A 15,216-nucleotide genomic window follows, 5' to 3' on the forward strand; every position below is an offset into this window, starting at 1 on the left:
CAATCCTATGGGGCGGGGGCGGCAGACCGTTAAACGGTTTCCCCGGGCCCGGTCACCGAGCGGCACAGGCCCTAGCTGACGCGGCCCGGATCGTCCACCGTGGCGGCGGGGAGGGCGGCTGCCGGGCGTTGCCAGCCGCGGGAGCCGCGGGCGCGCAGCCATGCCGTGGTCTCCTCGGCGGGCATCGCCGCGGCGACGAGCCATCCCTGTACGGCGTCGCAGCGCAGGTCGCGCAGCCGCTCCCAGGTCTCGTCGTCCTCGACCCCCTCGGCGACCACGAGCAATCCCAGGGAATGCGCGAGATCGACGGTGCACCGCACGATCTCCGCGTCCTCCGCGTCGACCGCCAGCCGGGCCACGAACGAGCGGTCGATCTTCAGCTCGCTCACCGGCAGCCGTTTGAGGTGGACGAGGGAGGAGTAGCCCGTGCCGAAGTCGTCCAGGGACATCTTCACTCCGTGTCCGGTGAGCCCGGCGAGGGTGTCGGCGGCGCGCTGCGGGTCCTCCAGCAGGACGTGCTCGGTTATCTCCAGTTGGAGCGCTCCCGCCGGGACGCCGTGCCGGGCGAGACGGGCGGCGACCGAGCCCGCGAAGCCGGGGGTGTGGACGTCGCGTGGGGAGACGTTCACCGCGACCGGCACGAACAGCCCCTGCGCCCGCCACTTGGCCACCTGTCCGAGCGCCGTGTCCAGCACGTACTCCGTCAGATGCGGCATCAGCCCCGACGACTCGGCGATCGCGATGAACTCGTCCGGCGGCACCCTTCCGCGCTCCGGGTGGACCCACCGGACCAGGGCCTCGAGCCCGGCCACCTGTCCGTCGAAGCGGACCTTGGGCTGGTAGTGCAGCTCGACCTCGTGCGCGTCCAGCGCGCGGCGCAGGTCGGCGAGGAGGCCGAGGCGGTCCGGGGTGTTCGAGTCCCGCTTGGACTCGTAGACCTCCACGCCCGTACGGTCCCGTTTCGCCTGGTACATCGCCACGTCCGCGCGGCGCAGCAGGCCTTCGGCGTCGAGGGCGTGGTCGGGGAAGACGGCGACCCCGGCGCTGGCCTCCAGCACGAGGGTGAGGCCGTCGAGGTCGAGCGGGGAGCTGAGCGCGGCGACGAGGCCGCGGGCGATCCGGGTGGCGGACGTCGTGGAGTCGGCGACCGGCAGTAAGACGGCGAACTCGTCACCGCCGAGCCGCGCGGCCTCCGCCCCGCGTGGCAGGGCCAGCCGCAGTCGGTCGGCGGTCTGCAGCAGCAGCCGGTCACCGGCCAGATGCCCGAGGGTGTCATTGACCGATCGGAAGCGGTCGAGGTCGATCAGCATCAGGGCGGCGCGGGCGTCGATGCGCTCGGCGTCGTCCAGTGCGGTCCAGATGCGCTCCAGGAGCCACTGCCGGTTGGGCAACCCGGTGAGGGGATCGCGCAGTTGCTCCTCCGCCCGGGCGCGGGCCATCCACAGCGTGGAGTCGAGCGCGATGAGCGGGATGGCGAACAGCGGCAGCAGGATCGGCTCGGCGACGGCGACCACACAGACCAGCGGTGCGATGCCGAGCAGAGCGACCGCGACCAGGCCCTGTCTGACCAGGGCGGTGCGGGCGATGGTGGGCAGTCCGCCGGCGCGGGGCGCGTGCAGGTACCACAGCAGCGTGCGGGAGACCGCGAGGTAGGCGGTCGCGACCAGGACCACCTCGGGGGCGGTGTAGAGGGTCCAGGTGTCGGGGTTCCACGGGTTCTCGACGGACGGTACGCGTCCGAAGGCGGCCAGCACGACGGCACCGGCGCTGATGCCGAGGATGTCCACCGCGCCGTGCAGGACGCCCTGCCGCCAGCGGTGGCGCCGGGCTATGCCGACCAGCACGACGACGGTCAGGCTGACCATCCCCGCCGGCACCCAGCCGTACAGCAGCAGCACGGCGAGGGTGAGGGCGGCGCCGGAGCCGGTGCCGCCCCACCAGCGGGCGCGGCCGAGCGCGACCAGGTGGCCGACGATGACGCCGGTCAGCACGGCCAGCGACCAGCCGGCCGTGCCGGACGGGAAGAGCGCGTGGTGGCCGGTGAACGCCCGCAGGAATCCGGCGCCGAGGGCGAACCCGGCCGCCGCGACGACGGCCGCGGGCAGCGCGGGCCAGGTCAAGTGGGGGTGCCGCTCGGCGTCGGCGCCTGCCAGTCCGGCGGTGCGGGCGGGGTCGTACCCGTCCGCCGCGGTGGGCCGGTCGACGGCGCGGTCCGACGCCTGCGCGTCCGCACGCAAGGCCGTCCGGAGCCCCCCTCGCCATGCGCCGGCCATCCGGCGCAGCCGTGAGTACGGGGCGGCGCTCTCGGTCGGTTCCATTCCCGTCCCTCTCACAGCCGGCGGTGCCCACGCCCCGCGGCCCGATGCCCGACATCCCTCGACGGCACCGCGGGCACGGCAGGTGCACACCTCAACAGTAGGCCGCAGAAGGCTTCCACGGGCAGCGGTCGTCGACGGTTGCCCGAATGCACCCTGCCCGCCCGTATGCATCTGGTATGCGCCGATCGGGTGTTCTTCAACCGCTACTCGATGGCGGGGAGCGCGACCTCCGACGCGGCATCAGGCCCTTGTTCCAGCAGGACGTTGAAGCCGTCCTCGTTCAGAACCGGCACCTTGAGCTGCATCGCCTTGTCGTATTTCGATCCGGGGTTGTCACCCACAACAACGAACGAGGTCTTCTTCGAAACCGAACCGGTCACCTTGGCTCCCCGGCTCTGCAGCGCCTCCTTTGCGCCGTCCCGTGTGAAGTGCTCCAGCGTGCCGGTGACGACGACGGTGAGACCCTCGAGCGGACGGGGCCCCTCCTCCTCGCCGGTACTCTCCTCCTCCATACGGACACCGGCGGCCCGCCACTTGCGGATGATCTCCTGGTGCCACTCCTCGGCGAACCACTCCTTGAGCGAGGCGGCGATGATCGGGCCGACCCCCTCGGTGTTCGCCAGCTCCTCCTCGCTCGCCTGCTCGATACGGTCGATCGAGCGGAACTCGCGGGCCAGTGCCTCGGCGGCGACCGGGCCGACATGACGGATCGACAGGCCGGTGATGATGCGGGCGAGCGGACGCTGTCTGGCGGCGGCGATGTTCTCCAGCATGGCGAGAGTGTTCTTCTTGGGTTCGCCCTGCTGGTTGGCGAAGACTCTGGCGATCTTCTCCTCGCCGGTCTTCGGGTCGCGCTTGGGCAGGCCGCTGTCCTGGTCGAGAACGTACGCCTTGATGGGCAGCAGTCGCTCGACGGTGAGGTCGAAGAGGTCGCCCTCGTCCTTCAGCGGCGGTTCCTCGGGCTCCAGCGGCTTGGTGAGGGCGGCCGCGGCGACATAGCCGAAGTGCTCGATGTCCAGCGCCTTGCGGCCCGCCAGATAGAACAGACGCTCACGCAACTGTGCAGGGCACGTACGGGAGTTCGGGCAGCGCAGGTCGACGTCGCCCTCCTTCATCGGCCTGAGCGCCGTACCGCACTCGGGGCACTCGGCCGGCATCACGAACTCGCGCTCGGTGCCGTCGCGCAGGTCGACGACCGGCCCGAGGATCTCCGGAATGACGTCACCGGCCTTGCGCAGCACCACCGTGTCGCCGATGAGGACGCCCTTGGCCTTGACCACGTCCTGGTTGTGCAGGGTGGCGAACTCGACCTCCGAGCCGGCCACCGTCACCGGCTCGACCTGGGCGTACGGCGTGACCCGGCCGGTGCGGCCCACGCCCACGCGGATGTTGACGAGCTTGGTGTTGACCTCCTCCGGCGCGTACTTGTACGCGATCGCCCAGCGCGGGGCGCGCGAGGTGGAGCCGAGGCGGCCCTGGAGGGGGATCTCGTCCAGCTTGACGACCACACCGTCGATCTCGTGCTCGACCGAGTGGCGGTTCTCGCCGTAGTACGCGATGAACTCCCGTACGCCGCCGAGGTCGTCGACCACCTTGTTGTGCCGCGAGGTGGGCAGGCCCCATTCCTTGAGCAGGTCGTAGGCCTGGGAGAGGCGGGTCAGGCCGTCGAAGCCCTCCAGGGCGCCGATGCCGTGCACGACCATGTGCAGCGGGCGGGTGGCGGTGACGCGGGGGTCCTTCTGGCGCAGGGAACCGGCCGCCGCGTTGCGCGGGTTGGCGAAGGGCTTGTCGCCGGCCGCCACCAGGCGGGCGTTGAGCTCCTCGAACTTCTCCATCGGGAAGTAGACCTCGCCGCGGATCTCCACGAGGTCCGGGACGCGCTCCCCCTTCAGCCGGTCCGGAATCTCCGCGATCGTCCGGACATTGGGCGTGATGTCCTCGCCGGCGCGGCCGTCGCCACGGGTCGCCGCGCGGGTGAGGCGGCCGTGTTCGTAGGTGAGGTTGACGGCGAGGCCGTCGACCTTGAGCTCGCACAGGAAGTGGTACTCCTGGTTGCCGAGTTCTCTGGCGATGCGCTCGGCCCAGGCGGCGAGGTCCTCGTCGTTGAAGGTGTTGTCGAGGGAGAGCATGCGCTGGCGGTGCTGGACCGCCGTGAACTCCGTCTCGTACGACCCGGCCACCTTCTGGGTCGGCGAGTCCGGGGTGCGCAGCTCCGGGTACTGCTCCTCCAGCTCCTCCAGGGTGCGCAGGAGCTGGTCGAACTCCGCGTCGCTGATGACGGGGGCGTCCTTCACGTAGTACCGGAAGCGGTGCTCCTCGACCTGCTCGGCGAGCTGTGCATGCTGCTCCCGTGCCTCGGCGGGTACCGCTGTGGACTCCGCTTGCTTGTCGCCGGCCACCGTGTTGTCCTCCCGTTACTCAGGGTCGTCCGCGAGGGATCTCGCCGCCCGGACGCAGTGCGCGAGGGCCTGGCGCGCGTACTCGGGGGAAGCGCCCGCGAGTCCGCACGTCGGCGTGACCGTGACTGCCGTCGCCAGCAGACCCGGTTGCAGCCCCAGCCTGCGCCAGAGCGTCCGAACACCCATGACGCTACCGGCAGGGTCTGACAATCGGCCGTCCGTGCCGGGCACGACGCCTGCGAACAGCCGGGTACCCCCTTCCACGGCTTCGCCGATCGCCTCGTCGTCACGTTCGGTGAGGAGGGAGAGGTCGAAGGAGACGGCCTTCGCTCCGGCTCGGCGCAGCAGGGCGAACGGGACGTCCGGTGCGCAGGAGTGGATCACGACCGGACCGCCGTCGTGAACGCCGATGACGTCCCGGAGCGTGGCCTCGACGATCTGCCGGTCGACGGCCCGGTGGGTGCGGTAGCCGCTGGCGGTCTTCACCCGGCCGCGCAGGACGGCGGTCAGGGACGGCTCGTCCAGCTGGAGGACGAGCCGGGCGCCGGGTACACGCCGCTGTACCTCCGCGAGGTGGAGCCGCAGCCCCTCGGTGAGGGAGGCGGCGAGGTCGCGACAGGCGCCGAGGTCGGAGAGGGCGGCCTCGCCGTTCCTCAGCTCCAGGGCGGCCGCCAGGGTCCATGGGCCGACGGCCTGCACCTTCAGCGGGCCCTCGTAGCCCTGCGTGAACTCCTCCAGCGCGTCCAGGTCCTCGCCGAGCCACGACCAGGCGCGCTTGGTGTCCCGCCCGGGCCGGTCCCCGATCCGCCAGCCGCTGGGCTCCACGCGCGCGTACAGCTCGACGAGCATCCCGGCGGTCCGCCCGATCATGTCGGCGCCGGGCCCCCGGGCGGGCAGCTCGGGCAGGAACGGGAAGTCCTCGAAGGACCCGGTGACGGTCTTGGCGGCCTCGCGCGCGTCCCCGCCGGGCATGGAGCCGACGCCGGTGGCCGCGCCGAAGCGGAGCTGGGTTTCCTCACTCACCCCAGCAGCCTACGTTCCCGGCCTCGGGATGACCGTCCACCGGCGTCACGACGTGCTCGTCAGCTCCCCGGCCGCACCGTCAGGTCGTTGACCTCCGCATCCCTCGGCAGGTCCAGCGCCATCACGATCGTCGTCGCCACCGACTCGGGGTCGATCCACCTCGAGGGGTCGTAGTCCTTGCCCTCCTGCTGGTGGACCTTGGCCTGCATGGGGCTCGCCGTACGGCCCGGGTAGACGGAGGTGACCCTGACGCCGTTCGTGTGCTCCTCGTGACGCAGGGAGTCGGCCAGCGCCTTGAGGCCGTGCTTCGAGGCCGCGTACGCGGACCAGCCGGCGTGGGCGTTGAGGCCGGCGCCGGAGTTGACGAACAGCACATGGCCGCGGGCGGCGCGCAGTTGGGGCAGGAAGAGGCGGGTGAGTTCGGCGGGGGCGACGAGGTTGACGTTGAGCTGGTGGCGCCAGGTCTTCGGGGTCAGGTCGCCGACCGGGCCCAGGTCGACCACACCGGCGATGTGGAGCAGGGAGTCCACCTGGTCGGGCAGCGTCTGGTGGGAGAGCGCCCAGCTCAGCCTGTCGGGCTCGGACAGGTCACCGACGAGGGTCCTGGCCCCGGGGAACTCGGCGGCCAGTTCCTTCGCACGGCCGGCGTCACGCGCGTGCAGCACGATCTCGTCCCCGCGCGCGTGCAGCCGGCGGGCCACGGCCGCTCCGATGCCGGAGCCCGCCCCGGTGATCACATGTGTAGCCATGCCGCCATGCTCGCATCACTCGCGCGTCGCTCCACGCCCCGGCCCGCCGCGAGGTACGCCGACGCGCCCGCACCCGGCACGGGCCACCGTACGCGGGAAGAACCGGGCGCCGGCGAACGCTTTCTCAGGTATGACCCAAGGACACACGATCACCATCGAGCAGGGCACGCAGCGGGTACGGGCCGTTCACGGCGGGCAGGTGCTGGCGGAGAGCGACCGGCCGCTGATCCTGCGGGAGACGGGCTCTCCCGTGCGCTACTACTTCCCGCCTGAGGACGTCCGCCTGGACCTGCTCACGCCCTCCGACACCCACACCTCCTGCCCGTTCAAGGGCACCGCTTCCTACTGGTCGCTGCCCGGGGCGGCCGACCTCGTCTGGGCCTACCCGGAGCCGAAGCCGGGCGTGGCCGAGATCAAGGACCACCTCTGCTTCTACGACGTAGAAGAAGTGTCGTAACCGATGAGTTCCATGCCCCGTGGCAGTCTCCACAGGCATGGACAAGAACACCATCTCGCGCGACGGCACCCCCATCGCGTACCAGCGCATCGGACAGGGCCCGGTAGTCGTCCTGGTCAGCGGGGCGATGTCGGCGGGCGCCACGGTGGCGCCGCTGGCCGGGCCTCTGTCGGACCGCTTCGGCGTCGTCGTGTACGACCGCCGGGGCCGCGGCGAGAGCGGCGACACGACGCCGTACACGGTGGAGCGCGAGGTCGAGGACCTGGCGGCACTGATCGAGGCCGAGGGCGGCGAGGCGGCGCTGTACGGCATCTCGTCGGGCGGCGCGCTGGCGCTTCATGCGGCGGCGAGCGGGCTGCCGGTGCGTCAGGTGGCCGTGTACGAGGTGCCGTTCGCCATGGACGAGGTCGCGGCGAAGGGGCGCGCCGAGTACAGCGAGCGGCTCACCGAGGCGCTCGCGCAGGGGCGGCGCGGCGACGCCGTCGAGCTGTTCCTGAGACTGACCGGCCTGGCCGAGGAGATGATCCAGGGCGCGCGCCAGTCCCCCCTGTGGTCCGGTATGGAGACCATCGCGCCGAGCCTGGCGTACGACGACGCAGTCATGGGCGACGGCCGGGTCCCCCGGGACCGGCTGGCCGCGATCACCGTCCCCGTCCTGGCCCTCGCGGGCGGGGCGAGCCCCGGCTGGATGAGGCAGGCGGCCCGAGCGGTCGCGGACGCCGCTCCCCAGGGCGCGTACCGCGTCCTCGAGGGCCAGACGCACATGGTGGATCCGCAGGTCCTGGCGCCGGTGCTGGCGGAGTTCTTCAGCGAGTGAGTGCGGCTCAGGCCACGCCCGCCGTCGCCCGTACCGTCGACGCGATCGTCGCCGACCCCACCACGCGCGTGCCGTCGTACAGCACGATCGCCTGGCCCGGGGCCACGCCCCGCACCGGCTCCGTGAAGTGCACCCGCAGCTCACCGTCGACCAGTTCGGCGGTCACCTCGGTCTCGCCGCCGTGGGCGCGCAGCTGGGCGGTGTAGGTGCCGGGGCCGGCCGGGGCCACACCGCACCACCGGGGCTTGACGGCGGTGAGGGCGCTGACGTCCAGGGCGGAGGCGGGGCCGACCGTCACCGTGTTGTCCACCGGCGAGATGTCGAGGACGTAGCGCGGCTTGCCGTCGGGGGCGGGGGTGCCGATGCGCAGGCCCTTGCGCTGGCCGATGGTGAAGCCGTACGCCCCCTCGTGGGTGCCCACGCGGGTGCCGGACTCGTCGACGATGTCGCCCTCGGCCTTGCCGAGGCGGCGGGCGAGGAAGCCCTGGGTGTCACCGTCGGCGATGAAGCAGATGTCGTGCGAGTCGGGCTTCTTGGCCACCGCCAGCCCCCTGCGCTCGGCCTCCGCGCGGATCTCGTCCTTGGTCGTCACCGTGTCGCCGAGCGGGAACATCGCGTGCGCCAGCTGCTTCTCGTCCAGGACGCCGAGAACGTAGGACTGGTCCTTGGCCATGTCGGAGGCGCGGTGCAGCTCGCGCGTGCCGTCCTCGTTCAACACGACCTTCGCGTAGTGGCCCGTGCACACCGCGTCGAAGCCGAGGGCGAGCGCCTTGTCCAGCAGCGCGGCGAACTTGATCTTCTCGTTGCAGCGCAGGCAGGGGTTCGGGGTGCGGCCCGCCTCGTACTCGGCGACGAAGTCCTCGACGACGTCCTCGCGGAAGCGGTCGGCGAGGTCCCAGACGTAGAACGGGATGCCGATGACGTCCGCGGCGCGGCGGGCGTCGCGGGAGTCCTCGATCGTGCAACAGCCCCGCGCGCCGGTGCGGAAGGACTGCGGGTTCGCGGAGAGCGCGAGGTGGACGCCGGTCACGTCGTGGCCCGCCTCCGCCGCGCGGGCGGCGGCGACGGCGGAGTCGACGCCACCGGACATGGCGGCGAGGACGCGGAGGGGGCGGGGGCGCTGCGGGGTGTCAGTCATAACGCTTCCAGGGTACGGGGGCGCGGGAACCGGAGCCTGCGAGTATCCGTTCTCGCTCACATGGAAGAGAAGAAGGGCGGCTCCGGCCGGCGAATCGGGCGACGGTCACTGATCCTCGGTGGGGCCGCGGCCGCGGTCGGCACCGGGGCCGTGCTGGCGCGCGACGAGCTGTCGCGGCTGTGGTGGCAGGTGCCCGGGGTGGAGAAGCCGCGGGTGGCGGGCGCCGTCGACTACCGGGGTGCGCGCTGGGTGGCGGCCTCGTCGGCGAACTGGCGGCGGGCGGACCGGCCGGACGACTACACGATCGACATGGTGATCATCCATGTCACCCAGGGCAGCTTCGACAGCGCGGTGAAGGTCTTCCAGGACCCGGGCCACGGCGCGGCGTCCCACTACATCGTCCGCAACGACGGTCACATCGCGCAGATGATCCGCGAGCTGGACGTCGCCTATCACGCGGGCAACCGGGACTACAACGAACGCAGCGTCGGCATCGAGCACGAGGGCTTCGTCGACCGCCCCCAGGACCTCACGGACGCGATGTACGCCGCGTCCGCCCGTCTGACGGCGCAGATATGCCGGCGCTACGCCATACCCGTCGACCGCGAGCACATCATCGGCCACGTCGAGGTGCCGGGGACGGACCACACGGATCCGGGCGAGCACTGGGACTGGGACCGGTACATGAAGCTCGTACGGCAGGCGGATACCACCGCGACGCCGGCCCAGGCCAGGCCCTAGGTCAGTCCCGCCGCGCGGGCGCGTTCCACCGCCGGGCCGATGGCCTTGGCGACCGCCTCGACGTCGGCCGGTGTGGAGGTGTGGCCGAGGGAGAAGCGGAGGGTGCCGCGGGCCAGGTCCGGGTCGGTGCCGGTGGCGAGCAGGACGTGGCTGGGCTGGGCGACGCCCGCGGTGCAGGCGGAGCCGGTGGAGCACTCGATGCCCTGGGCGTCCAGGAGCAGCAGCAGGGAGTCGCCCTCACAGCCGGGGAAGGTGAAGTGGGCGTTGGCCGGGAGGCGGTCCACCGGGTCCCCTCCCAGGATCGCGTCCGGCACCGCCGTACGGATCGCGTCGATCAGGTCGTCGCGCAGGGCACCGATCTCGCGGGCGAAGCGTTCGCGGTGTTCGGCGGCGTGCTTGCCGGCGACCGCGAAGGAGGCGATCGCGGGGACGTCGAGGGTGCCGGAGCGGACGTGGCGTTCCTGGCCGCCGCCGTGCAGGACGGGTACGGGGGTGTGCTCCCGGCCGAGGACGAGCGCGCCGATACCGTACGGCCCGCCGATCTTGTGGCCGGAAACGGTCATCGCGGCGAGCCCGGAGGCGGCGAAGTCGACCGGCAGCTGGCCGACGGCCTGGACCGCGTCGGCGTGCAGCGGGACGCCGAACTCGGCGGCGGTCGCGGCGAGTTCGGCCACCGGCAGGACGGTGCCGATCTCGTTGTTGGCCCACATGACGGTGGCCAGGGCGACATCGTCGGGGTTGCGGGCGATGGCCTCGCGGAGGGTGTCCGGGTGGACCCGGCCGTAGGAGTCGACCGGGAGGTACTCGACGGTGGCGCCCTCGTGTTCGCCGAGCCAGTGGACGGCGTCGAGGACGGCGTGATGTTCCACGGGGCTGGCCAGGACCCGGGTGCGGGCCGGGTCGGCGTCGCGGCGGGCCCAGTACAGGCCCTTGACGGCGAGGTTGTCGGCCTCCGTTCCGCCGGAGGTGAAGACGACCTCGCTGGGGCGGGCGCCGAGGGCTTCCGCGAGGGTCTCGCGGGCTTCCTCGACGGTTCGCCGCGCGGCACGGCCGGATGCGTGGAGGGAGGAGGCGTTGCCCGTGATGCCGAGGTGGGCGGTCAGCGCCTGAGCCGCCTCCGGAAGCATCGGGGTGGTCGCGGCGTGATCGAGATAAGCCATGGTGAGGCCGATTCTACGGCCCCGTCCCGGTCGGCCCTCGCTGCCCACGACCAGTTCCGGCCGTCGCGGCCAGGCCCTGTCACCGCCGGACAGACAGGAATCCGACGCCAGAGTCCGGAATCAGAAGCTCCACGAGATCGTGTTGTCCGCCTGCATGAACGCGGCGAGTACGACGAGGTCGGCGACGCCCAGCCCGAGGCCCAGCCAGGCCCGGCCCCGGCGGCCGGTGCCCCGCGCGAGGGCCACGGCAGCCAGGACGATGGCGATCGGGCCGAGGAAGATGTTCAGGACGAGCAGGCCCAGGAGGCCGAGGACGAAGGACGCGACGGCCATGCCGTCGGTGTCCCGGATTCCGGTGCGGCGCGTGGCCGGTGCGGTGAGGTGCATGGTGGTCAGCTCCCGACGAGCGGATCGGTCGGATGGACGGTGGTCAGTTCGTCCGAGCGGCGCGGCGGCGGCCGTGGCGCTCGCGGAGCGCGAAGACGCCGAGCCAGCCGGCGATCACGACGGCCGCGACGACGGTGAAGGTGAGCGGTGCGTGGGCCACGGTGCCCATGACCAGGCCGAGCAGCAGGAGTGCGGCGACGAGGAACAGCATGGGTCGGTATCCCCCTCCGGATGCCCGCGGGTGGCTTCTCACCCGCAGGCTCGGTGAACGATTGTAGTTACAGTTGTTCACTGACTTCCCAGTCTAGCCTGTCTCATGACTTTTAAATTCCGGAGAACAGTTGTTAACTGCATGGCATGAGTCACACCCTCGGCCTGCGGCAGGCGCAGAAGCAGAAGACCCGACAGGCGCTGCTGGAAGCGGCGTTGGAGCTGCTGGAGGGCCAGAGCCTGAGCAGCCTGGGTCTGCGCGAGGTCACCCGTGCCGTCGGGGTCGCCCCGACCGCCTTCTACCGGCACTTCCGCTCCACCGAGGACCTCGGCGTGGCGCTGGTGGAGGAGGCACTGGGCAGTCTGCACCCGATGATCCGCACGATCGTGTCAACGGCGGGCGACAGCGACGAACGCATCACGCGCGCCGTGGAGTTGATCGCCCGTCACGTGGACGCGTACCCCTCCCACGTCCGTTTCATCGCCCGCGAGCAGCACGGCGGGGTCCGGCCGGTGCGGGAGGCCATCCGGAACGAACTGGCCCGGTTCACCGAGGAGGTGAAGGCGGCGCTGGTCACCGACCCCATGGCCGAAGGCTGGAGCGACGACGATCTGCTGATGCTCGCGGGCCTGTACGTCGACCAGATGCTCATCGCGGCCTCGCTCTTCCTCGAGGCCCTGGAGGGTCCCGAGGAGGAACGGCAGCGCGTCACCCGGCTCGCCGCCCGCCGACTGCGGCTGATCAGCATCGGCCGCGCACACTGGCTGGACTGACGGCCGGACGGACCCGTCCGGGATCGGGGTCAGCCCTGCCGGCTTGCCCCGAACAGGACCCCGCGGACCCCGTCAGCCGAGCCGGACCCGCGCCAGCTGCCGGGACTGGGCGACCAGCCGGTCCGCGCTGTCCCAGACCTCGGCGTCCTCCTCGAGGAAACCGCCGGCGAGGTTGCGGGTGGTGATGGACACCCGGAGGGGGCCCGGCGCCGGGCGGCACCGTATGTGCACGGTCAGTTCGACCGTCGGCACCCAGCCGGAGATACCGAGTTCGAAGGCGGTGGGCGGCAGCGCGTCCACCGCCAGAAGCAGCGAGAAGGGGTCGGCGTCCCGGCCGTCCTTCAGGCCGAACCAGGCTCGCATCTCGCCCTTGCCGGACGGCGAGCCGAGGGCCCAGCCCAGGGTCGAGGGGTCGAGCTTGAGCATCAGGCGGTCGGTGATGGCCGAACTGCCGGGGACCGGGGCGGGTCCGTCCTCGGGTCCGAAGCACTGGTCCATCGGCGGGATGGCGGGCGGCTTCGCGGCCGTACGGACGTCGTCGGGGAGCGTGCCGAGGTCGCCGTACGAGGCGAGGACGCGGATCCGTTCGACCTCGCCACCCTGCTCGTCGTACTGGAAGAGGGACGCCTGACCCGTCGACAGGGTCCGGCCGGTGCGCACGACGTCCGTGCGGACGACCGCGGGGCCCGGCCGGGAGGCGGTCAGGTAGTGCGCGGAGATGGTGAACGGGTCCGGGTGCGGCAGGGCGTCGGCGAGGGCGCGGCCCAGGACGGCCAGCAGATAGCCCCCGTTGACGGCGTTGATGATCGTCCAGCCGGCCGAGAGGTCGATGTCGTAGACGCCCTCCGCGCGCCGGGTGACAGCGGTGTCTCGGTCGAACTCGCTGCTGCCGATGGTCGCCTGGGATGCCTGAGCCATGCCGGTACCGTACAACAGAAAATTACTAAGCGGTAGCTTTTGAGGGTTCCTCCTCGCGTACCGTCGACCGCCGGTTCCACGCGCGCGGCGCCCGCCAGTGGAACCGCATGGCCAGCAGCCGCAGGACGAAAGCCGTCACGGCCGCAAGTCCGCTGGTCAGCGGGGTCAGGGCGTCGAAGCGGATACAGAACGCCACCATCGTGGCGCCGACGATCGCGGGGACGGCGTACAGATCGCGGTCCCAGCGCAGCAGGGACGGCACCTCGTTGGCGAGGACGTCCCGCAGCACACCGCCCCCGACGGCGGTGGCGAGGCCGAGGGCCGCGGAGGCGTGCAGGCCGAGTCCGTACTCGTACGCCTTCGTCGTGCCCGCGACGCAGAACAGGCCGAGACCGGCCGCGTCGAAGACGTTCACGCCGGTCTGGATGCGTTCCACCTGCGGGTGCAGAAAGAAGACGAGGAGGGCGGCGAACAGCGGGGTGACGAAGTACCCCAGATCCGTGAACGCGGCCGGCGGTACGGCTCCGATGACCAGGTCCCGGAACAGCCCGCCGCCCAGCGCGGTGACCTCGGCGAGGACGGCGATGCCGAAGACGTCGAAGTTCTTGCGGACGGCCAGCAGCGCACCGGAGATGGCGAAGACGAAGATGCCGATCAGGTCGAGCGTGTGCTGGACGGAAGGGCTGAACAGTTGCTGGAGCACCCGAACATTCTGACGCGCGGCGGGGCGTGCACCTGCCGAAGCAAGGTGCACGCCCCGTCACACGGCTACTTGTCGGCCGCCTTCGGGGTGTCGTCGGCGCCGTCGGAGGTCACGGTCTCCTCCGACGGCTCCGAGTCCGAACCCGACGAGTCCGAACCCGACGAGCCCGCGGCGTCCGAATCCGGCGAGCCCGCCGACTCCGAGTCCGCCGCGTCAGAATCCGACGAGTCCGCCGAACCGGACACGTCCGACCCCGCCGACTCCGCAGCCACCGCCTTCGCCACGGCCGCGCTCGTCTCCGCCGACTCCGCGAGCACCTCGTCCGCCACCAGCTCCGCCGCCTCCTTGGCCGCGGTGAGCAGCACCGTGTCCTGCGGGGCCTGGTCCTCGAAGTTCTCCGGGTGGTGGCAGGCCACCTGCTGGCCGGGGCGCAGCTCGAGCAGCGGCGGCTCGGTGGTCTTGCAGATCTCCGTCGCCTTCCAGCACCGGGTGTGGAAGCGGCAGCCGCTCGGCGGGGAGATCGGCGAGGGCACATCGCCCTTGAGCAGGATGCGCTCGCTCTTGGCCGACTTGCGGGAGGGGTCCGGGATCGGCACCGCCGACAGCAGGGCCTTGGTGTACGGGTGCATCGGCGACCGGTACAGCTTGTCCCGGTCGGCGAGCTCGACGATCTTGCCGAGGTACATCACCGCGATCCGGTCGGAGACGTGCCGGACGACCGACAGGTCGTGCGCGATGATCACGTACGTCAGGCCCAGTTCCTGCTGGAGGTCGTCCAGCAGGTTCACGACCTGCGCCTGGATCGACACGTCCAGCGCGGAGACCGGCTCGTCGGCCACGACCAGCTTCGGGTTCAGGGCCAGCGCGCGGGCGATGCCGATGCGCTGACGCTGGCCGCCGGAGAACTCGTGCGGATAGCGGTTGTAGTGCTCGGGATTGAGACCGACCACCGACAGCAGCCGCTGCACTTCCTTCTTGATGCCGCCCTCGGGCGTGACGCCCTGCAGCCGGAAGGGGGCGCCGACGATCGTGCCGATGGTGTGGCGCGGGTTCAGCGACGAGTACGGGTCCTGGAAGATCATCTGCACGTCACGGCGCAGCGGACGCATCCCGCCGACGCCGAGGTGTGTGATGTCCTTGCCCCCGAACTCGACCGTACCGGCCGTCGGTTCGAGGAGCCGGGTGATCAGGCGGCCCATCGTCGACTTGCCGCAGCCGGACTCGCCCACGACGCCCAGGGTTTCGCCGGAGCGCACCTCGAAGTCGATGCCGTCCACCGCACGGACCGCGCCGACCTGCCGCTTGAGCAGACCCTTGCGGATCGGGAAGTGCTTCTGCAGCCCGGTCACCTTCAGCAGGGTCTCGCCGGGGGCGGCGTCCGCGGTCAGCGTGGCACCGTCGCTCTGCGCAGGGCTACTCACT

At 71.5% G+C, this 15,216-nt stretch carries 15 protein-coding genes; 4 read left to right on the top strand and 11 right to left on the bottom strand.

What is annotated here, in order from left to right; all coding sequences use genetic code 11:
* Nucleotides 1-71 precede the first annotated feature (71 nt).
* The 4 genes from StrepF001_RS24855 to StrepF001_RS24870 all read right to left on the bottom strand — a co-directional run bounded on the left by StrepF001_RS24855 (nt 72) and on the right by StrepF001_RS24870 (nt 6,489).
* Nucleotides 72-2,318: a bifunctional diguanylate cyclase/phosphodiesterase gene (locus StrepF001_RS24855; protein WP_129800446.1), complete on the bottom strand. Its 2,247-nt coding sequence runs from the start codon at nt 2,316-2,318 to the stop codon at nt 72-74.
* Between the two features lie 203 nt (nt 2,319-2,521).
* Entirely contained in the window at nt 2,522-4,717 is a 2,196-nt protein-coding gene (ligA, locus tag StrepF001_RS24860) for an NAD-dependent DNA ligase LigA (RefSeq protein ID WP_129800447.1), read from the bottom strand.
* Between the two features lie 15 nt (nt 4,718-4,732).
* Nucleotides 4,733-5,740, bottom strand: a complete 1,008-nt coding sequence (locus tag StrepF001_RS24865; RefSeq protein WP_129800448.1) for a methionine synthase — start codon at nt 5,738-5,740, stop codon at nt 4,733-4,735.
* A gap of 59 nt (nt 5,741-5,799) precedes the next feature.
* Nucleotides 5,800-6,489, bottom strand: coding sequence for an SDR family oxidoreductase (locus tag StrepF001_RS24870; protein WP_129800449.1), 690 nt, complete (start codon nt 6,487-6,489; stop codon nt 5,800-5,802).
* 130 nt (nt 6,490-6,619) lie between these two features.
* On the opposite strand from StrepF001_RS24870, the gene StrepF001_RS24875 reads away from it, so the two are divergent.
* Complete coding sequence (locus StrepF001_RS24875; protein WP_129800450.1) at nt 6,620-6,946, top strand: DUF427 domain-containing protein; 327 nt, start codon at nt 6,620-6,622, stop codon at nt 6,944-6,946.
* Between the two features lie 37 nt (nt 6,947-6,983).
* Nucleotides 6,984-7,763 carry an alpha/beta hydrolase gene (locus StrepF001_RS24880; RefSeq protein WP_129800689.1) on the top strand — a complete coding sequence of 260 codons (780 nt, stop codon included), beginning with the start codon at nt 6,984-6,986 and terminating at the stop codon, nt 7,761-7,763.
* 7 nt (nt 7,764-7,770) lie between these two features.
* On the opposite strand, the gene mnmA is transcribed toward StrepF001_RS24880, so the two are convergent.
* Nucleotides 7,771-8,901 carry a tRNA 2-thiouridine(34) synthase MnmA gene (mnmA, locus tag StrepF001_RS24885; RefSeq protein WP_129800451.1) on the bottom strand — a complete coding sequence of 377 codons (1,131 nt, stop codon included), beginning with the start codon at nt 8,899-8,901 and terminating at the stop codon, nt 7,771-7,773.
* Between the two features lie 60 nt (nt 8,902-8,961).
* Between mnmA and StrepF001_RS24890 the strand changes: the two genes are divergently transcribed.
* On the top strand, nt 8,962-9,642 hold the full coding sequence (locus StrepF001_RS24890) for an N-acetylmuramoyl-L-alanine amidase (protein ID WP_129800452.1): 681 nt from the start codon (nt 8,962-8,964) through the stop codon (nt 9,640-9,642).
* Here the strand turns inward: StrepF001_RS24890 and StrepF001_RS24895 are convergent.
* From StrepF001_RS24895 to StrepF001_RS45735, 3 genes are all read right to left on the bottom strand, one after another.
* Nucleotides 9,639-10,802, bottom strand: a complete 1,164-nt coding sequence (locus StrepF001_RS24895; RefSeq protein ID WP_129800453.1) for a cysteine desulfurase family protein — start codon at nt 10,800-10,802, stop codon at nt 9,639-9,641. The two genes, StrepF001_RS24890 and StrepF001_RS24895, sit on opposite strands and share 4 nt — an antisense overlap.
* A 120-nt stretch (nt 10,803-10,922) precedes the next feature.
* Nucleotides 10,923-11,189, bottom strand: coding sequence for a DUF4190 domain-containing protein (locus StrepF001_RS24900; RefSeq protein WP_129800454.1), 267 nt, complete (start codon nt 11,187-11,189; stop codon nt 10,923-10,925).
* A 43-nt stretch (nt 11,190-11,232) separates the two neighbouring features.
* Nucleotides 11,233-11,400, bottom strand: a complete 168-nt coding sequence (locus StrepF001_RS45735) for a hypothetical protein (RefSeq protein ID WP_165396358.1) — start codon at nt 11,398-11,400, stop codon at nt 11,233-11,235.
* Nucleotides 11,401-11,546: 146 nt separating this feature from the next.
* Here StrepF001_RS45735 and StrepF001_RS24905 point away from each other — a divergent pair, with 146 nt between their 5' ends.
* Complete coding sequence (locus StrepF001_RS24905; protein ID WP_129800455.1) at nt 11,547-12,173, top strand: TetR family transcriptional regulator; 627 nt, start codon at nt 11,547-11,549, stop codon at nt 12,171-12,173.
* A gap of 72 nt (nt 12,174-12,245) precedes the next feature.
* Here StrepF001_RS24905 and StrepF001_RS24910 read toward each other — a convergent pair whose 3' ends face one another.
* The 3 genes from StrepF001_RS24910 to StrepF001_RS24920 form a co-directional block, all read right to left on the bottom strand.
* Nucleotides 12,246-13,091: a thioesterase family protein gene (locus tag StrepF001_RS24910; protein ID WP_129800456.1), complete on the bottom strand. Its 846-nt coding sequence runs from the start codon at nt 13,089-13,091 to the stop codon at nt 12,246-12,248.
* A 25-nt stretch (nt 13,092-13,116) separates the two neighbouring features.
* Nucleotides 13,117-13,794, bottom strand: coding sequence for a trimeric intracellular cation channel family protein (locus StrepF001_RS24915; protein WP_129800457.1), 678 nt, complete (start codon nt 13,792-13,794; stop codon nt 13,117-13,119).
* A gap of 65 nt (nt 13,795-13,859) precedes the next feature.
* Nucleotides 13,860-15,215, bottom strand: a complete 1,356-nt coding sequence (locus StrepF001_RS24920; RefSeq protein WP_240797673.1) for a dipeptide ABC transporter ATP-binding protein — start codon at nt 15,213-15,215, stop codon at nt 13,860-13,862.
* Nucleotide 15,216: the final 1 nt, after the last annotated feature.

The sequence above is a fragment of the Streptomyces sp. F001 genome (assembly GCF_004187715.1).
Classification (GTDB): Bacteria; Actinomycetota; Actinomycetes; order Streptomycetales; family Streptomycetaceae; genus Streptomyces; species Streptomyces flavusporus.

Coding starts and splice junctions, on each gene's coding strand:
- StrepF001_RS24855 (WP_129800446.1), bottom strand. CDS start 2,318: ATGGAACCGACCGAGAGCGCCGCCCCGTACTCACGGCTGCGCCGGATG.
- StrepF001_RS24870 (WP_129800449.1), bottom strand. CDS start 6,489: ATGGCTACACATGTGATCACCGGGGCGGGCTCCGGCATCGGAGCGGCC.
- StrepF001_RS24875 (WP_129800450.1), top strand. CDS start 6,620: ATGACCCAAGGACACACGATCACCATCGAGCAGGGCACGCAGCGGGTA.
- StrepF001_RS24880 (WP_129800689.1), top strand. CDS start 6,984: ATGGACAAGAACACCATCTCGCGCGACGGCACCCCCATCGCGTACCAG.
- mnmA (WP_129800451.1), bottom strand. CDS start 8,901: ATGACTGACACCCCGCAGCGCCCCCGCCCCCTCCGCGTCCTCGCCGCC.
- StrepF001_RS24890 (WP_129800452.1), top strand. CDS start 8,962: ATGGAAGAGAAGAAGGGCGGCTCCGGCCGGCGAATCGGGCGACGGTCA.
- StrepF001_RS24895 (WP_129800453.1), bottom strand. CDS start 10,802: ATGGCTTATCTCGATCACGCCGCGACCACCCCGATGCTTCCGGAGGCG.
- StrepF001_RS24900 (WP_129800454.1), bottom strand. CDS start 11,189: ATGCACCTCACCGCACCGGCCACGCGCCGCACCGGAATCCGGGACACC.
- StrepF001_RS45735 (WP_165396358.1), bottom strand. CDS start 11,400: ATGCTGTTCCTCGTCGCCGCACTCCTGCTGCTCGGCCTGGTCATGGGC.
- StrepF001_RS24905 (WP_129800455.1), top strand. CDS start 11,547: ATGAGTCACACCCTCGGCCTGCGGCAGGCGCAGAAGCAGAAGACCCGA.
- StrepF001_RS24910 (WP_129800456.1), bottom strand. CDS start 13,091: ATGGCTCAGGCATCCCAGGCGACCATCGGCAGCAGCGAGTTCGACCGA.